21 protein-coding genes are annotated in these 15,983 nt (G+C 66.9%); 13 read left to right on the plus strand and 8 right to left on the minus strand.

The genetic code is table 11. From position 1 onward, the window contains the following. Positions 1 to 63 precede the first annotated feature (63 nt). Positions 64 to 864, plus strand: a complete 801-nt coding sequence (locus tag G332_RS0101860) for a tRNA 2-thiocytidine(32) synthetase TtcA (protein WP_019625300.1) — start codon at positions 64 to 66, stop codon at positions 862 to 864. Continuing rightward, on the plus strand, positions 839 to 1,744 hold the full coding sequence (locus G332_RS0101865) for a lysophospholipid acyltransferase family protein (RefSeq protein WP_019625301.1): 906 nt from the start codon (positions 839 to 841) through the stop codon (positions 1,742 to 1,744). The genes G332_RS0101860 and G332_RS0101865 overlap by 26 nt, the downstream gene beginning before the upstream one ends. A gap of 33 nt (positions 1,745 to 1,777) precedes the next feature. Here the strand turns inward: G332_RS0101865 and hslU are convergent, their stop codons facing one another. The 8 genes from hslU to G332_RS13635 all read right to left on the minus strand — a co-directional run bounded on the left by hslU (position 1,778) and on the right by G332_RS13635 (position 8,349). Then, a complete protein-coding gene (gene hslU / locus G332_RS0101870; RefSeq protein WP_019625302.1) occupies positions 1,778 to 3,109 on the minus strand; it encodes an ATP-dependent protease ATPase subunit HslU in 1,332 nt (443 codons plus the stop codon). 64 nt (positions 3,110 to 3,173) lie between these two features. Continuing rightward, positions 3,174 to 3,716 carry an ATP-dependent protease subunit HslV gene (hslV, locus tag G332_RS0101875; RefSeq protein WP_019625303.1) on the minus strand — a complete coding sequence of 181 codons (543 nt, stop codon included), beginning with the start codon at positions 3,714 to 3,716 and terminating at the stop codon, positions 3,174 to 3,176. 66 nt (positions 3,717 to 3,782) lie between these two features. Next, positions 3,783 to 4,715, minus strand: a complete 933-nt coding sequence (xerC, locus tag G332_RS0101880; RefSeq protein WP_019625304.1) for a tyrosine recombinase XerC — start codon at positions 4,713 to 4,715, stop codon at positions 3,783 to 3,785. Further along, a complete protein-coding gene (locus G332_RS0101885; RefSeq protein WP_019625305.1) occupies positions 4,687 to 5,424 on the minus strand; it encodes a DUF484 family protein in 738 nt (245 codons plus the stop codon). Before G332_RS0101885 ends, xerC begins: the two co-directional genes overlap by 29 nt. After that, positions 5,421 to 6,257 carry a diaminopimelate epimerase gene (gene dapF, locus G332_RS0101890; RefSeq protein ID WP_019625306.1) on the minus strand — a complete coding sequence of 279 codons (837 nt, stop codon included), beginning with the start codon at positions 6,255 to 6,257 and terminating at the stop codon, positions 5,421 to 5,423. Before dapF ends, G332_RS0101885 begins: the two co-directional genes overlap by 4 nt. Then, entirely contained in the window at positions 6,257 to 6,931 is a 675-nt protein-coding gene (locus G332_RS0101895) for a trans-aconitate 2-methyltransferase (protein WP_019625307.1), read from the minus strand. The genes dapF and G332_RS0101895 overlap by 1 nt, the downstream gene beginning before the upstream one ends. Beyond that, positions 6,928 to 8,217, minus strand: coding sequence for a diaminopimelate decarboxylase (gene lysA, locus G332_RS0101900; protein ID WP_019625308.1), 1,290 nt, complete (start codon positions 8,215 to 8,217; stop codon positions 6,928 to 6,930). The genes G332_RS0101895 and lysA overlap by 4 nt, the downstream gene beginning before the upstream one ends. Continuing rightward, the gene (locus G332_RS13635) at positions 8,218 to 8,349 is read right to left on the minus strand and encodes a lipoprotein (protein WP_196800035.1); all 132 of its coding nucleotides are present in this window, start codon (positions 8,347 to 8,349) and stop codon (positions 8,218 to 8,220) included. A gap of 289 nt (positions 8,350 to 8,638) precedes the next feature. Here G332_RS13635 and soxY point away from each other — a divergent pair, with 289 nt between their 5' ends. From soxY to tatC, 11 genes are all read left to right on the plus strand, one after another. Next, positions 8,639 to 9,109 (plus strand): thiosulfate oxidation carrier protein SoxY, encoded by a 471-nt coding sequence (gene soxY / locus G332_RS0101910; protein ID WP_019625310.1) that lies wholly within the window; start codon positions 8,639 to 8,641, stop codon positions 9,107 to 9,109. A 46-nt stretch (positions 9,110 to 9,155) separates the two neighbouring features. Continuing rightward, positions 9,156 to 9,440, plus strand: coding sequence for a thiosulfate oxidation carrier complex protein SoxZ (gene soxZ / locus G332_RS12605; RefSeq protein ID WP_038059476.1), 285 nt, complete (start codon positions 9,156 to 9,158; stop codon positions 9,438 to 9,440). A gap of 284 nt (positions 9,441 to 9,724) precedes the next feature. Further along, a complete protein-coding gene (locus G332_RS0101920; RefSeq protein ID WP_019625312.1) occupies positions 9,725 to 10,096 on the plus strand; it encodes a hypothetical protein in 372 nt (123 codons plus the stop codon). Positions 10,097 to 10,230: 134 nt separating this feature from the next. Then, positions 10,231 to 10,824 (plus strand): imidazoleglycerol-phosphate dehydratase HisB, encoded by a 594-nt coding sequence (hisB, locus tag G332_RS0101925; protein ID WP_019625313.1) that lies wholly within the window; start codon positions 10,231 to 10,233, stop codon positions 10,822 to 10,824. Positions 10,825 to 10,835: 11 nt separating this feature from the next. After that, entirely contained in the window at positions 10,836 to 11,492 is a 657-nt protein-coding gene (gene hisH / locus G332_RS0101930) for an imidazole glycerol phosphate synthase subunit HisH (RefSeq protein ID WP_019625314.1), read from the plus strand. Between the two features lie 10 nt (positions 11,493 to 11,502). Then, a complete protein-coding gene (gene hisA, locus G332_RS0101935; RefSeq protein WP_019625315.1) occupies positions 11,503 to 12,234 on the plus strand; it encodes a 1-(5-phosphoribosyl)-5-[(5-phosphoribosylamino)methylideneamino]imidazole-4-carboxamide isomerase in 732 nt (243 codons plus the stop codon). Between the two features lies 1 nt (position 12,235). Continuing rightward, entirely contained in the window at positions 12,236 to 13,030 is a 795-nt protein-coding gene (hisF, locus tag G332_RS0101940) for an imidazole glycerol phosphate synthase subunit HisF (RefSeq protein ID WP_019625316.1), read from the plus strand. Continuing rightward, the gene (locus G332_RS0101945) at positions 13,027 to 13,395 is read left to right on the plus strand and encodes a phosphoribosyl-ATP diphosphatase (RefSeq protein WP_019625317.1); all 369 of its coding nucleotides are present in this window, start codon (positions 13,027 to 13,029) and stop codon (positions 13,393 to 13,395) included. The genes hisF and G332_RS0101945 overlap by 4 nt, the downstream gene beginning before the upstream one ends. Positions 13,396 to 13,513: 118 nt before the next feature. Beyond that, positions 13,514 to 13,804, plus strand: a complete 291-nt coding sequence (tatA, locus tag G332_RS0101950) for a twin-arginine translocase TatA/TatE family subunit (protein WP_019625318.1) — start codon at positions 13,514 to 13,516, stop codon at positions 13,802 to 13,804. 42 nt (positions 13,805 to 13,846) lie between these two features. Continuing rightward, positions 13,847 to 14,497 (plus strand): Sec-independent protein translocase protein TatB, encoded by a 651-nt coding sequence (gene tatB / locus G332_RS0101955; protein ID WP_019625319.1) that lies wholly within the window; start codon positions 13,847 to 13,849, stop codon positions 14,495 to 14,497. Further along, positions 14,494 to 15,633 carry a twin-arginine translocase subunit TatC gene (tatC, locus tag G332_RS0101960; RefSeq protein WP_019625320.1) on the plus strand — a complete coding sequence of 380 codons (1,140 nt, stop codon included), beginning with the start codon at positions 14,494 to 14,496 and terminating at the stop codon, positions 15,631 to 15,633. The genes tatB and tatC overlap by 4 nt, the downstream gene beginning before the upstream one ends. Positions 15,634 to 15,983: the final 350 nt, after the last annotated feature.

Genomic DNA, 15,983 nt, shown 5'->3' on the forward strand with positions numbered 1-15,983 from the left:
CGCAACCGGGCCGGTGGTACCGCCGCTTGCATGGCGCGGCTCGGCGCCCTATGTTGCGAGGCCATGGAGACACCCGCCGTACCCGCCTCGATCCGCCGCCTCGCCGGGCGCGCGATCGCTGATTTCGACATGATCCGCGAGGGTGATCGTGTCCTCGTGGGGTTGTCCGGCGGCAAGGACTCGCTGACCCTGCTGTGGCTGCTGCATAACCTCGCGCGGCGGGCGCCGGTGCGCTTCGAGGTCGGGGCTGTGACCATCAACCCGGAGATCGAGGGCTTCGAGCCGCAACGTCTGATGGACTATCTCGGTGCCTACGGTATCCCCTATCACTTCGTCTCCGAGCCCATCGCCGAACTCGCCGGCGAGCATATGGACAACGACTCGTTCTGTTCCTTCTGCTCGCGCATGAAGCGTGGCCTGATGTATCGCACCGCGCGTGAGCACGGTTACAACGTGCTGGCGCTGGGCCAGCACCTGGACGACCTCGCCGAGAGCTTCATGATGAGTGCTTTCCATGGTGGCCAGTTGCGCACCATGAAGGCGCATTATGCGATCGACGCCGGCGACCTGCGGGTCATCCGCCCGCTGGTCTATGTACGCGAACGCCAGACCCGCGACTTCGCCGCGGCCGCCGGGCTGCCGGTAATCCTGGATAACTGCCCGGCCTGCTTCGCGATGCCTACCCAGCGCGAGCACATGAAGCAGCTGCTTGCCCGGGAGGAGGCCCGGCACCCGCGCCTGTTTCGCAACCTGCGTACCACCCTGAAGCCGTTGATGACCGAGGGTGGTATTCCGCCCCGGGACCCGGCCAAGACCCCTCACCACGAGCGATCTGCCCATGGCCCGACGTCGGCATCTGCGTGACCGCGTGATTGGACTGGGGCTGCGCCTGCTCGCGCGCCTGCCATTGCGCGTGAACCACGCCCTGGGGGCGCTGCTGGGCGGGCTGGTCTGGTATCTGCCGACACGGGCGGCGGCCATCACCCGGACCAACCTGGCGCTTTGCTTCCCGGAAAAGGACCGGACCTGGCGCCGTCGAGTGGGGCGGCGCTCCCTGATCGCCATGGGCCAGGCCCTGACCGAGTCGCCCTGGCTGTGGCAATCCAGCCCCGAGACCCTGGGCCGACTGGCAGCGCGTCCGCCCGACTATGCCGCGCTGGCCCGGCGCGAGGATGGTCGCGCCCTGTTTCTGTGCGCCCCGCATCTCGGCTCCTGGGAATTTGCCGGCCTGGATGCCGCGCGCCACGGTGCGATGGCGACCTTGTACAGCCCGTTCAAGACGCCGGAGATCGATCGCTGGGTGCGTGAGGCCCGCGCCTCCACGGGTGCCGAGCTGGCCCCGGCCGATCGCAGCGGCCTGCGCATCCTCCAGCAGGCCCGCGATCGTGGCGAGATCATCGGTATCCTGCCCGACCAGAGCCCGAAGGGTGCGTCCGGTCAGCACGCCTCGTTCTTCGGGCGCCCCGCCCTGACCATGACCCTGCTCCCGCGCCTGCTGCGCGGCCGTACCGATCACGTGGTGTTCCTGTTCGCCGAACGCCTGCCGAAGGGCCGGGGCTTTCGCTATCACGAGATCGAGGCCGGGCCGGAGGTTGCCGACCGGGACTTTGCCCGTGCGGCGGCGGCGATCAATGCCCATGTCGAGGCCCTGGTGCGGCGCCGCCCGGAGCAGTACAACTGGGCCTACAAGCGCTTCAACCCGCCACCGGAAGGCTGGTCCGACCCCTACCGACGTGGCGCGTAGCGCGGAGTCTGCGGCCGCACCCTGCCACGGCGATCAGAGGATGTAGCGCGACAGGTCCTCGTCCTCCACCAGATCGCCCAGGCGTTCATCGACGAACGCACGGTCCACAACCACCGCGCCATTCACGTCCGGGGCGCGATAGGCGACATCCCGCAGCAGGCGCTCCAGCACGGTATGCAGACGCCGGGCGCCGATATTCTCGGTGCGTGCGTTCACGTCATGGGCGATCTCGGCGAGGCGGCGCACGCCGTCGTCTTCGAAGCGCAGTTCCACGCCCTCGGTCTTCATCAGCTCCACGTACTGCTCGGTCAGCGAGGCGGTGGGCTCGGTCAGGATGCGCACGAAGGCATCTGCCGACAGCGCATCCAGCTCCACGCGGATCGGCAGCCGACCCTGCAGCTCCGGCACCAGGTCGGAGGGCCTGGACAGGTGGAAGGCGCCGGAGGCGATGAACAGGATGTGGTCGGTGCGTACCATGCCCAGTTTGGTGGAGACCGTGGTGCCCTCGATCAGCGGCAGCAGGTCGCGCTGCACACCTTCGCGGGAGACCTCGCCGCCGGATTTCTCGTTGCCCTTGGCGACCTTGTCGATCTCGTCGAGAAACACGATGCCGCTCTGCTCGACGCGGTCGATGGCCTTCAGTTTCAGCTCTTCTTCGTTGATCAGGCGCGCGGCCTCTTCCTCGATCAGCAGCTTGTTGGCCTCCGCGATCTTCAGCCGCCGCGACCGGGTCTTCTGGCCACCGAGGTTCTGGAACATCGACTGCAGCTGGTTGGCCATCTCCTCCATGCCCGGTGGGGTCATGATCTCCACGCCGTGCGGATTCTGCTGGACCTCGATGTCGATCTCGCGCTCGTCCAGATCGCCCTCGCGCAGGCGCTTGCGCAGCTTCTGCCGGGTCTCGCTGTTGGCGTCGTCCGAGGGCGATTCGGTGAAGCCGGCGTTGCGCGGGCGCGGCAGCAGGGCATCGAGGATGCGTTCTTCCGCTGCGTCTTCGGCCTTCACGCGGTTTTCCTTGATCGCCTCTTCGCGCAGCTGCTTGACGGCGGCCTCGGCCAGATCGCGGATGATGGATTCAACATCGCGGCCGACATAGCCAACCTCGGTGAACTTGGTCGCCTCGATCTTGATGAACGGCGCGCGCGCGAGCCTGGCCAGACGCCGGGCGATCTCGGTCTTGCCGACTCCGGTCGGGCCGATCATCAGGATGTTCTTGGGGGTGACCTCCGGTTGCAGCTCGGCCGGCAGCTGGCGGCGGCGCCAGCGGTTGCGCAGGGCGATGGCGACGGAGCGCTTGGCCTCGTCCTGGCCGATGATGTAGCGGTCCAGTTCCTGGACGATCTCGCGGGGGGTCATGTCGGTCATGGCAAACGGGCCTTGATTCGAAGGGATTGAGGAGGCGCGGTCGCGCGGCCGGGTTGGCCGACGGTCACTCGGCGTCCAGGCTCTCCAGGGTCAGGTTGTGGTTGGTGTAGACACAGATATCGGCCGCGATATTCAGGGACTTTTCCACGATGTCGCGGGCCGGCAGATCGGTGTTCTGTAACAGCGCCTGTGCGGAGGCCTGGGCGTAGGGGCCGCCGGAGCCAATCGCGATCAGCGCGTTCTCCGGCTCGATCACGTCGCCGTTACCGGAGATCACGAAGGAGTTGTCGCGGTCGGAAACGGCCAGCAGGGCCTCCAGCTTGCGCAGGGCGCGGTCGGTGCGCCAGTCCTTGGCCAGTTCCACTGCGGCGCGGGTGATGTTGCCGGAGTGCTTCTCCAGCATGCCCTCGAAGCGCTCGAACAGGGTGAAGGCGTCGGCCGTGCCTCCGGCAAAGCCGGCCAGGATGCGATCGTGATAGACCCGGCGCACCTTGCGCGCGTTGCCCTTCATCACGGTGTTACCCAGTGATACCTGGCCGTCGCCGCCAAGGGTAACGGCGCCATTGCGGCGGACGCAGACAATGGTGGTGCCGCGAAACTGTTCCACGGGATTCTCCTGTTCGGCTGTGTGTCGGGGGCGTGGTGTAGCTGCCCGGGTTTGGCCGCGAGCGAATCAGCGGCTCCGGCGGGCCCGCGGATGCGCGGCATCATACACCTCTGACAGGTGCTGATAGTCGAGATGGGTATAGATCTGGGTGGTTTCAAGGTTTGCGTGACCCAGAAGTTCCTGGATGGCCCGCAGGTCGCCGCTGGATTCCAGCAGATGGCTGGCAAACGCATGGCGCAGCCGGTGCGGGTGCAGGCGCACGTCCAGCCCGGCGCGGCGTCCCGCCTCGGCGACGCGGCGCTGCACCGCGCGGTTGCCGATGCGCGGGCCGCGACGGCTGACGAAGACCGCCCGCTCGTCCGGCGCTGCCCAGTCCCCCCGGTGCCGCAACCAGGTGCGCAGGGCCTCGCGCGCTTTGCGCCCCACCGGCACGCTGCGCTCGCGCCGGCCCTTGCCGAGCACCCGCACTAGTCCCGCGTCCAGGTCGAGATCGGTCAGATCCAGTCCGGTGAGTTCCGACAGGCGCAGGCCGGAAGAGTACAGCAGTTCCAGCATGGCCTGGTCGCGCAGCGCCAGGACCGGGTCCGGCCCCTCGCTGGTGGTCAGGGCCTGCTGGGTCTGATCCACGTCGAGGTCGCGCGGGAGGGCGCGCCCCGCGCGTGGTCCGCGCAGCCCGGCGGCCGGATTCGCCGCCATGCGCCGGTGTTCGACCTGATAGGCAAAGAATCCGCGCGCGGCGGACAGGAAGCGCTGGATGGAGCGCGGATGACGGCCTTCACGCGCTCGTTGTCCGGCGATGCGCCGCATGTCTGCGGCCTTCAGCTCGGACCATGGACCCGTGTGCAGGCGCCGCAGCTGCGTCAGATCACACCGGTAGGCCTGGAGGGTATGCGGCGAAAGGCCGCGAACGTCGCTCAGGTGGCGCAGAAATTCCGTGATATCTGCATCCTGCGCGCCCCCGGCCGCCGTGTCAGGCCGCGGCGTGGGTCCGCTCAACATGGCAGCGGATCGATTCGGCCAGCAGGTCGCCGATATGGGTGACGAAATAGGTCCCCATGTCGGGCTGAAAGCGGTCGGCCGATTCGCTGGCCAGGCCGAGCACGCCAATGCGGTCGCTCTCGGTGCCAAGCGGCATCAGGATCGCCGAACCGATGCCCTCGGCGGCGTCGAACAGGACATCCAGCATCTCCGCCGGCACGCGTCCGCACTGGGCCTTGCCGCGGGCGAACAGCGGGTCAAAGGTGGCGAGGTCGCTGCTGTCCAGTGCGTGCAGCGGGTCGACCTCGCGATCGGCCAGGCGGATGCTGACGCGCTCGGCGCCCAGCTCGTTGCGCAGGGCGTCCTGGGTCAGCGCGAGTACCGCATCGAGGTTCTCGGCACGCATCAGGGTCTTGGCCAGTTCATGCAGGTGCTGGCCCATGCGTTCGTTATCGCGGGCACGCTCGACCAGCTCGGCCATGTGCTGTTCCATCGCGCGGTGTTTTTCGCGCAGCAGGCTCACCTGGCGTTCCACGAGCGAGACCGCCGCGCCGCTGGGGTGCGGCAGGCGCAGGATATCCAGCAATGGCAGGTGGTCCTGGAAGAAATCGGGGTGGTCGCGCAGGTACGTCTCGACGTCGGCCTCGGTGATGGCCCTGGTGTTGTTGTCCGTCGCCCGTGGCCTGGCGGCCTTGGTGCCAGTGGAGGCGTTGGAGGGTTGCCCAGTCATAGATCGATCCAGCCGTTGAATACCGTGGTGGCCGGCCCGGTCAGCCAAACCGGCGCCTCGGCCTGTCCGCTCCAGCTTAGCACAAGGACCCCGCCCGGCAGCGAGACCTCGACGTCTGCGTCGACCAGCTCGCGTCGGCGCAGGATGGCCATCGCGGCCGCGGCACCGGAGCCGCAGGCCAGGGTCTCGCCGACCCCGCGCTCGAACACCCGCAGGTCGACGTGGGCGCGGTCGCGCACATGCGCGAAGCCGACATTGACCCGGCGCGGGAAGCTCTCGTGGCGTTCGATCACCGGGCCGATTTCCGCCACCGGGGCGCGCGCGACGTCGTCCACCAGGATCAGGGCATGCGGGTTGCCCATGGATACCGCGCCCAGCGTGATCGGGTGGCCCTCAACCTGCAGGGTATAGGCCGGGGCTTCGCGCTCGGCCCGCAGCGGGATGCGCTCGGGCGCGAATATCGGGGCGCCCATGTTGACGCGCACGCGCTCGTCGTCCTCGACATGCAGCACGATGCGCCCGCCCAGGGTCTCCACCGGGATCTCGCGGGCCGCGGTCAGGCCCTGCTCGCGCACGAAGCGGGCGAAGCAGCGCGCGCCGTTGCCGCACTGCTCCACCTCGGAGCCGTCGGCATTGAAGATGCGGTAGCGAAACAGGGCCTGCTCCGGATCGTCCGGGGCTTCCACCAGCAGGACCTGGTCGCAGCCGACGCCGAAGTGGCGATCCGCCAGATGACGCAGCGTCGCCTCGTCCAGGCGGACGGCCTGGCGCGTGCCGTCGATGACCACGAAGTCATTGCCCAGCCCGTGCATCTTGGTGAACTCCAGGCGCATCAGGGCGTTTCCGGCAGGTGTCCGAAGATGATCATGTGCCGATCCGAGGCGACATGTACGGTAAAGCCGTCGAGCCCGGCAGCGGCCAGTTGTTCGCGCACCTCGTCGGGTGTGAAGGCCGCGTGCAGGGAATGTTCGAAGTCGCGGCGGAGTACTTCCGGGTCGTCGGCTGCGTACTGTGCAACCAGGGCCTTGACCGCGGCCTCCGAGTCCGGCCGCCGCAGGTCCATCACGAACACGGCCGCGCCGGGCGTGCCATCGCGGCGGATGGCCTGCCACAGGGCCGCGGGTGTATGCAGATGATGCAGCAGGGAATTGCTGATGATCGTGGCATACGGGGCTCGCGGACCGCGCGCCTCGGGCAGGCAGCCTTCGCCCAGATTGACGCGCCGTGCGGCCGGGTGGCCGGCCATCAGGGCTTTGCCGGCGGCCAGCATCGCGGGCGCACCATCAAGGCCGTCCACCTCGCAGGCCGGATAGCGCGCGGCGAAGCGCAGGGAGACATCGCCCGGCCCGCAGCCGAGGTCGAGCACGGGGCCGCTGACCGGGCCGGGGAAGGCCTCGGCAAAGGCGTCCACGAAACCTTCGTGCGGGGCGGCGAAGTCGGCCTCGGCATAGGCACGGGCCTGGTCCGGCTCCAGCATCAGCTCCGGTTCCGGGCGGCGCGGGATCACGGGTGCACGCTCCCGGGTGCAGCGTCGTCTTCGGCATCCCGGGGCAGCATGCTCTCGCGCATCATCAGGTGATCGATCTGCTCGCGGCGGTTGATGATCTGAAAGTGGTCGCCGTCGACCATGATCTCCGGCGGGCGCGGGCGCGAGTTGTAGTTGCCGGCCATCACAAAGCCGTAGGCCCCGGCCGAGCGCACGGCGAGCACGTCGCCCGCGGCCAGGGCCAGCTCGCGCTCGCGGCCGAGGAAGTCGCCGGTCTCGCAGACCGGGCCGACGATGTCGTAGGTGCGGGGCTCGGTGTCCTTGCGCTGCACGACCGGGATGATCTCCTGCCAGGCGCCGTACAGGGCCGGGCGCAGCAGGTCGTTCATTGCCCCGTCGACGATCGCGAAGTCGTGGGCCTCGGTGTGCTTCAGGTACTCCACCCGGGTCAGGAACACGCCGGCGTTGGCCGCGATCGCGCGCCCCGGCTCCAGCAGCACCTTCAGTGGGCGCTCGCCCATCACCTCGCGCAGCGCGCTGGCCCAGGCGTCCGGTTCCGGCGGGGTCTCGTCGCGGTAGCGCACGCCCAGTCCGCCGCCGACATCGATATGTTCGAGCTCGATGCCGTCCGCAGCCAGTCGGTCGACCAGCGCCAGCACGCGTTTCAGGGCATCGGTGAACGGATCGATCCGGGTCAGCTGCGAGCCGATGTGGAAATCGACGCCGGTGGCCTCCAGGTGCTGGCTGTCACGTACCCGGGCATACAGCGCCGGCGCCTCTTCGATAGCGACGCCGAACTTGTTCTCGCGCAGGCCGGTGGCGATATAGGGATGGGTCTCGGCGTCGACGTCCGGATTCACGCGGATCGAGACCGGCGCGGTCACGCCCATCTCGGCTGCAACGGCCTCGATGCGTTCCAGCTCCGGGCCGGACTCGACGTTGAAGCAGTGGATGCCGACCTCGAGTGCCCGGCGCATCTCGGCCGCGGTCTTGCCGACGCCGGAGAACACCACCTTCGCCGGGTCGCCGCCGGCGCGCAGCACGCGTTCCAGTTCGCCACCGGAGACGATGTCGAAGCCGGCGCCCAGGCGCGCCAGCACGTTCAGCACCCCCAGCGCGGAGTTGGCCTTCACCGCGAAGCAGACCTGGTGCGGCGTGCCGATCAGCGCCTCGCTGAAGGCGCGATAGTGACGCTCCAGCGTGGCGCGCGAATACACGTAGGCCGGTGTGCCCACCAGCTGAGCCAGGTGGTCCAGCGCCACGCCTTCGCAGTAGAGGGTGTCGCCGTGAAAGTCGAAGTAGTCCATCTAGCGCTCCTCGGTTGCCTCGTCATCGGGCAGGAAGAGATCGCCCTTCTGCCCGCAGGAGGCGAGCATCTGCATGGTGCCGAGCACGATAACGACGGCGATCAGGAGCCATTGGGCCTTGCAGGAAAACATGGTGCACGTCCGGGGTTGCATTGCATCAAAGGGGGTAGTGTGCCATTGATACCCCGTTGTCTTCAGGTCCCGGGTGGATTTGTTCATCCATGATTCAGGCAGGCCTGCGACGATCACGGTGCAAGATTTCGCAAAGGTCCCGTGTAACGGGTCTGCTGCGGAGCTCGGTCCGCAGGGAATACAACCCTGCTGGATGCCGTCAAGAGTACTAGGCGTCACGTCGGTTCTGCCGCGAGGAACGCCGCCGGAATGTTCCGGAACTGATCCAACAAGATGAGAGGAGATCTCCATGATTAGCACCAAGCGCCGTGTCTTCCTGAAAGGCACCCTCGCTGCCGGTACCGTCGGTGTTGCCGTCGGCGCCGGCCTGCTGGCTCCGAGCAAGCTGTTGGCCGCCTGGCCGTCCGAAGCCTTCGCCGCCGAAGGTATTGCCGCTGCGATGGAAGCCGTCACCGGTTCCAGCGACGTGCCGGATGGCGATGTCGAACTGAGCGCCCCGGAAATCGCCGAAAACGGCGCCGTGGTTCCGGTTTCGATCTCCACGGGCATGGACAACGTGACCGAAATGGCCGTGTTCGTTGAGCTCAACAACCAGCCGCTGACCGCCCACTACGTCCTGGGTGATGGCGCGCACGCCAACATCTCCGGTCGTATCCGCATGGGTGAGTCCTCCAACGTGATCGCCGTCGCGAAGTCCGGGGACTCCTGGTACAAGACGGTTCAAGAAGTGAAGGTCACGGTCGGTGGTTGCGGCGGCTAACGCCGGACCCGAATCGCTGATCCGAACACTACTGGAGATTTAAGATATGTCTATTCGAGTTCGCGCCCAGGAAAGCAACGGCGTTATCAATATTCGTGCGCTGATGAGCCACGACATGCTGGTCCCGGAAGATGACGGTGGCCCGCACTTCATCGAGACCGTGGAAATCAAGCGTAACGGCACGACGGCCCTTACCGCCAACTGGCAGTTCACCGTTTCGCGCAACCCGTTCCTGCAGGCTGAGATCGACGGCGCCTCCGGCGACACCGTCACCATCACCTGGAAGGACAACAAGGGCGAATCCGACTCGAGCGAAGTCGAAGTTCGCTAAAACACGGGGGTTACGCCCCTTGTGGAAGAGCCGGGGCTGGTCCCCGGCTTTTTTGTGCCCGGGATCTGTCGGATTGGGGCGGTCGGCGCGAGCGCAGGGCAGGAGAGCGAGGCCTTTTTCGGTCTCTCGAGGCGCACGGCAGGTACGAGGTACCGGGAGATAGCGGACAAGGGGCCGCCCTCCCGGCGTGCGCCGCAGATCAATCCCTCATCCGACCGTGTCCTTGCACCCGTGCGGCGTAGTTGTGGCCTACACTCGAGAGAGGTCTTTTCGTGAGGCATGCCATGGTCCCCGATGCCCCCGCTTCCCCCGCCCCCGAGACATCCCCGCGCCCGGCCCTGTTGCTGGAGCCCCACCAGCCGTTGTGGCAACGGCTGCCGAAAAGGGACGCCCAGGGGCGGCGCCTGGCGGACTTCATGATGCTCATTCCCGGCCTGCGTCAGCGCCCGCGGGACCAGATCCATGCCCGTGCCCTTGCCATCGAGCGTGTACTGAGCGGGTACGGTGGTGACGTGGTGTTCGTCGAGCTCAACCTGAAGCTGAACACCTTGTGGGTTTCCCTCTGCGCGCGCCCGGGGCTTTGCAGCGAGCTGCCGGCGGCCATTCGCGATGCGGTGCCGGAGGCCCTGCTGGTGGGTCCGCGGCTGCAGCGCTAAACAGCGCTTTCCGGGTTTGCCCGGCCTGCGGCGGCTCTCCCTCGGGGTGCGCTGACCCCGGTATCCGCGCGGGTCGCATACCGGGCGGGCGCCAGCCTTGCTACACTGGCGTTTTACCGTGCCCGAACCGGAACATGACTGAACGTACCGCATCTGTCCGCCGCGACACCCTGGAGACCCGGATTGCCGTCGAGCTGAACCTCGACGGTACCGGCAAAAGCCACCTCGAGACCGGCATTCCATTCCTCGATCACATGCTGGACCAGGTGGCGCGCCACGGCCTGGTGGATCTGGATGTGCGTGCCGAAGGCGACCTGCACATCGATGCCCACCACACCGTGGAGGACATCGGCATTACCCTGGGACAGGCGCTGGCCCGGGCCCTGGGCGACAAGAAGGGCATTCGCCGTTACGGCCATGCCTATGTGCCTCTGGACGAGGCGCTGTCCCGCGTGGTGATCGACTTTTCCGGTCGGCCCGGGCTGGAGATGCACGCTGATTTTCGCCGCTCGCATATCGGCGAGTTTGATGTTGACCTGTTTCACGAATTCTTCCAGGGGCTGGTCAACCACGGCTGGATGACACTGCATATCGATTGCCTGCGCGGCAACAATGCGCATCATGTTGCCGAGACCATCTTCAAGGCCTTCGGACGGGCCCTGCGTGTGGCGGCGGAAATGGATCCGCGTTCGGTGGGCCTGATGCCTTCCACCAAGGGCACTCTGTAAAGGGCCCGGCCATGGAAACTGTTGCCGTCATCGACTACGGCATGGGCAACCTGCACTCGGTGGTCCGTGCGCTGGAGCACGAGGCCACCGGTACCCAGCGCATCCTGCTGACGGATGACCCGGACGTGCTGTGTGCGGCCGACCGCCTGGTCTTCCCCGGCCAGGGCGCGGCCGGCGACGCGATGCAGGCGCTTGCGCGTCGCGGGCTGGACCGGCTCCTCCCGGAGCTGACGGCGGATCGCCCTTTCCTCGGCCTGTGCCTGGGCCAGCAGATCCTGATGCAGCACAGCCAGGAGAGCGGTGGGGTTGATCTGCTTGGGCTCCTGCCGGGCGAGGTTGTCCGCTTTCCCGATATGCAGGGGGCTGACGGGCGGCGCCTGAAGATTCCGCACATGGGCTGGAACCGGGTGATGCCCGCGGGCGAGCACCCGCTGTGGCATGGCCTGCCCGCGACGCCCTGGTTCTATTTCGTGCACAGTTATCGCGTCCAGCCGGCGGACGCGCAGGATGTCGCCGGGCGTACCGATTATGGCGAGACCTTTGCCTCGGCACTGGCGCGGGGCTCGCTGTTCACCATGCAGTGCCACCCGGAAAAGAGTGCGGCCTGTGGGCTGCGTCTGCTGCACAACTTTCTGCGCTGGGACGGAGACGGTCCCGGCACCACGTGAGGAGTCGAGAATGCTGGTCATCCCCGCCATCGATCTGAAGGAAGGGAAGTGCGTCCGTCTGCGCCAGGGCAAGATGGAGGATTCCACCGTGTTCGGCGAAGATCCCGTCGAGATGGCCCGCCGCTGGGTGGATGCTGGTGCCGAACGCCTGCATATCGTGGATCTGGACGGCGCCTTCGCCGGCCAGCCGCGCAATGCCGCCGCGGTGCATGCCATTGCCGAGGCCTTCCCCGATCTGCCGATCCAGATCGGCGGTGGCGTGCGTGACGAAGACACGGTCCAGGCCTATCTCGATGCCGGTGTCGAGTTCGTGATCATCGGCACTCGCGCGGTCAGCGCGCCGCACTTCGTGAACGATCTGTGCCTGGAGTTTCCCGGGCGCATCATCGTGGGGCTGGACGCAAAAGACGGCAAGCTGGCCGTGGATGGCTGGTCGAAGCTGTCCCACCACGACGTGATCGACCTGGCCCAGCACTTCGAGGCCGACGGCGTGGTCGCATTCGTCTACACCGACATCAGTCGTGATGGCATGATGAAAGGCCCGAACGTCGAGGCGACGGCGCGCCTGGCCGCGAACGTAAGGGTGCCGGTCATCGCCTCCGGCGGCATCAGCTCGCTGGATGACCTCCGTAACCTGGCTGCCTGCGAGGACGAGGGCATCACCGGCGCAATCGTCGGGCGAGCCCTGTACGAAGGCGCGTTTACCCTGGAAATGGCCCGCAAGGCGGCCTCCGGAGCCTGAAATGCTTGCCAAGCGCGTGATCCCCTGTCTCGACGTGGACGCCGGCCGTGTGGTCAAGGGCGTCAACTTCGTCGGCATCCGTGATGCCGGCGACCCGGTGGAGATTGCGCGCCGCTACAACGCACAGGGCGCGGACGAAATCACCTTTCTCGACATCACCGCCTCCAGCGACGACCGCGACACCATCCTGCATGTGGTCGAGGCGGTCGCGAGCGAGGTCTTCATCCCGTTGACCGTTGGCGGGGGCGTGCGCGCGGTGGAGGACATCCGGCGTCTGCTGAATGCCGGCGCCGACAAGGTGTCGATCAACACCGCGGCGGTGCATCGCCCCGAGCTGGTCCGCGAGGCCGCCGACTGGGTCGGCAGCCAGTGCATCGTGGTCGCGATTGACGCCAAGCAGGTGAGTGAGGGGAATGAACCGCCGCGCTGGGAAGTCTTCACGCATGGAGGGCGCCGTGAAACCGGTCTGGATGCGGTCGAGTGGGCGCAGCGCATGGAGGCCCTGGGGGCCGGCGAGATCCTGCTGACCAGCATGGATCGCGACGGTACCCGCATCGGATTCGATCTGCCCCTGACCCGTGCCGTGAGTGATGCGGTCGGGATCCCGGTCATCGCCTCCGGTGGTGTCGGCGAGCTGCAGCACCTGGTCGAGGGCGTCACCGAGGGCCACGCCGATGCAGTGCTGGCGGCCAGCATCTTCCATTTTGGTCAGCACACGGTGGGCGAGGCCAAGGACGCCATGGTGACAGCCGGCGTGCCGGTGCGGCCCAACGACGCCGGGCTGGTCGCGGCATGAGCGTCTCGAAAGCCCCGGGCGGCGCTGGTGTCGAGGTCCTGTCCGCGCTCGCCGAGGTCATCGAGCAACGCCGCCAGGCCGACCCGGAACAGTCTTATGTGGCCAGGCTCCATGCCCGCGGTCTGGACGAGATGCTGAAGAAACTGGGCGAAGAATCCGCCGAGGCGCTGATCGCCGCCAAGAATGACGACACCGATGCCCTGGTATCGGAAATGGCCGACCTGTGGTTTCATGCCCTGGTGGTTCTTGTGGCGCGCGGGCGGCACCCCGACGACGTCCTCGATGAACTGGCACGCCGCTTCGGCCTGTCCGGAGTTGCCGAAAAGGCGGCACGGGAAACCAGCGGGCGCCGATCCGACCATTAGAGAAGCGCTGATCAATCAGCGTTTCCTGAATTAGAGCCGCGTTGTTGATTACGGGTCTGCCCCCATTCAGGCTAACGCAAAGCTCTCACGCAAAGTTGAGTAACCGGAGACAGAGTTCATGGGTATTGGTGGCATCAGCATTTGGCAGCTTCTTATTATTCTTCTGATCGTCGTACTGCTGTTCGGCACCAAGAAGCTGCGCAACATGGGCGGCGATATCGGCTCGGCGATGAAAAATTTCCGCCAGGCCGTCAAAGACCCGGACGCTGACGAGAAGAAGGACGGTGAAAACGGCGAGCCGCGCGAGGTCGAAGATCAGACCGAAGACAACGGCCGGGTGGTCGATGCCGAGGTGAAGAAGAGCGGCCAGCAGGACTCCGAAGCCTCGCAGTCGGACAAGAAGTCCTGAGGCCGGATGCCTGCGTGGCGGTCGGGTGAGCGGCGGTAGCCCATGTTCGATATCGGCTTCTGGGAAATCATCATCATCGTACTGGTGGCGCTGCTGGTCGTCGGGCCGGAGCGCCTGCCCGGTCTTGCGCGCGAAATCGGGCGCTGGGTCGGCAAGACCCGACGTTTCGTGCACAGCGTGCGTTCCGATTTTGAACAGGAACTGCAGACCGACGAGCTGCGCAACATGCTCAAGAGTCAGGACCGCGAGATCCGTCAGCTCAAAAGCATGATGGACGAGACCGAGACCAGCCTGCGCGAGGATATCGAACATACCGAGCGCGGCCTGCGCGAAGATCTCGAGGGCACGTCCACGCCGCGCAAGGCGCGCTCCGACACGGACCCGAAGGCCCCGGCGGAGGGCCAGGGCGCCGGGCGCGCGGGCGATGCCGATACGGATGCCGATGCTGCCGATTCCGATGAACCCTGTCGCGTGCCGACCCGGGGCAGCCTGGACGGTAACCTGATGACCGACGACCCGGCGCTCGCCGCCGACCAGAAGGCACGTGCCGCAGACGGCCAGCGCCCGAAACCGAAGAAGCCCGCCGTGCGCGCGCGCCGGACCCCGGACCCGGCTGTTACTGCGCCGGGGGCGGAGGCTGACGGCAAGGCTGATCCTGCAACCGACGACCACACCCCCGACAAGCACTCATGAGCCAGACGAAACCGGGGGACGAGCCGAGTCCGGAGGCGACCGAGACCCTGCTCTCGCATCTGATCGAGCTGCGAGATCGCATCCTCAGGATGTTCATTGCCATCCTGGTGGTGTTCCTGGTCCTGTTCCCGTTCGCCAACCCGATCTATACCTGGCTGGCCGGTCCGCTGATGCAGCATCTGCCGGAAGGCACCAGCATGATCGCGATCGACGTGGCCGCGCCGTTCCTGATCCCGTTCAAGCTGACCCTGCTGCTGGCGGTGGTCATCAGTATCCCGTATCTGCTCTATCAGCTCTGGTCCTTCGTGGCGCCGGGCCTGTACGCCCACGAGAAAAGCATGGCCCTGCCGCTGGTCGCGTCCTCGACCGCATTGTTTTATCTCGGCATGGCCTTCGCCTATTTCGTGGTCTTCCCGCTGATCTTTGCCTTCTTCACCGCGACGGCGCCCGAAGGGGTGTCGGTGATGACCGACATCTCGCGATACCTGTCGTTCGTGATCATGTTGTTCATCGCGTTCGGCATCGCCTTCGAGGTGCCGGTGGCCACCATCCTGCTGGTCTCGATGGGCGCGACGACCCCGGAAAAGCTGGCCCAGAAACGGCCCTACGTGATCGTCGGCGTGTTCCTGGTGGGCATGGTCCTGACGCCGCCGGATATCATTTCGCAGACCCTGCTGGCGCTGCCGATGTGGCTGTTGTTCGAGGTGGGTCTGATCCTGTCGCGGATGATGGAACGCAAGAAGGCCCGGCGGCGGACCGACGCGGAGGACGCCAGCGGCGCCGATCCTGATGGACCGGATGACGATGGCCCGGGGGGTGGCAGCCAGCCTCCTGCTGGCGGCAGTGGCGGCAGTGGCGGCAGTGGCGGTGGTGGCTCCGACGCCAGGGCTGCTGCGGCCTCGGGCGCCGGGGCCTCGGCCTCGCCTTCCCGTGAAGCGACCACGACGGCCGCGGCGCGCACCGGCTACACCCCGTTGACCGATGACGAGATGGATGCCGAGCTCGACCGCATCGAGGAAGAGCAGGCAGAGCTCCGGCGTCAGCGCCAGATGCGTCGGGACCCTGGTCGCCATGAGGGCGCCGACCATGGGGGCGACGCCGCGTCACCGGAAACCGACCCGGGCCGCGATCGCTAGGGAGACGCTGATTGAATCGCAGGTCCGCGTGGGTGCCCGCCAGTTTTTGGAGACAAGCGATCCGAGACAAGACGTGTCGTGCAGCGGGTAGTGGTTCTACCCGCCCGTTGTTGATCAAGCACGGGCGCGCGCACGGCGTTGCGGTTCACCTGTAGCAGAATGACTGCACGGCCGTCACCGCGCATTAAACGCACGCAAAAGCGACTCGAGCGCGGACGTGCGATTCAATCAGCGTCTCCCTGGGCGGATCTGCTGCGCGTGCGGGAGAGGGGCCCCTTTTCCGCTCTCCCGCCCCACGCCCGCGACGATCGCCCCAACCCGACAGGCTCCCGGAGAAACACGGAGCCGTG

This window comes from Thioalkalivibrio sp. ALJT, from assembly GCF_000381825.1.
Classification (GTDB): Bacteria; Pseudomonadota; Gammaproteobacteria; order Ectothiorhodospirales; family Ectothiorhodospiraceae; genus Thioalkalivibrio.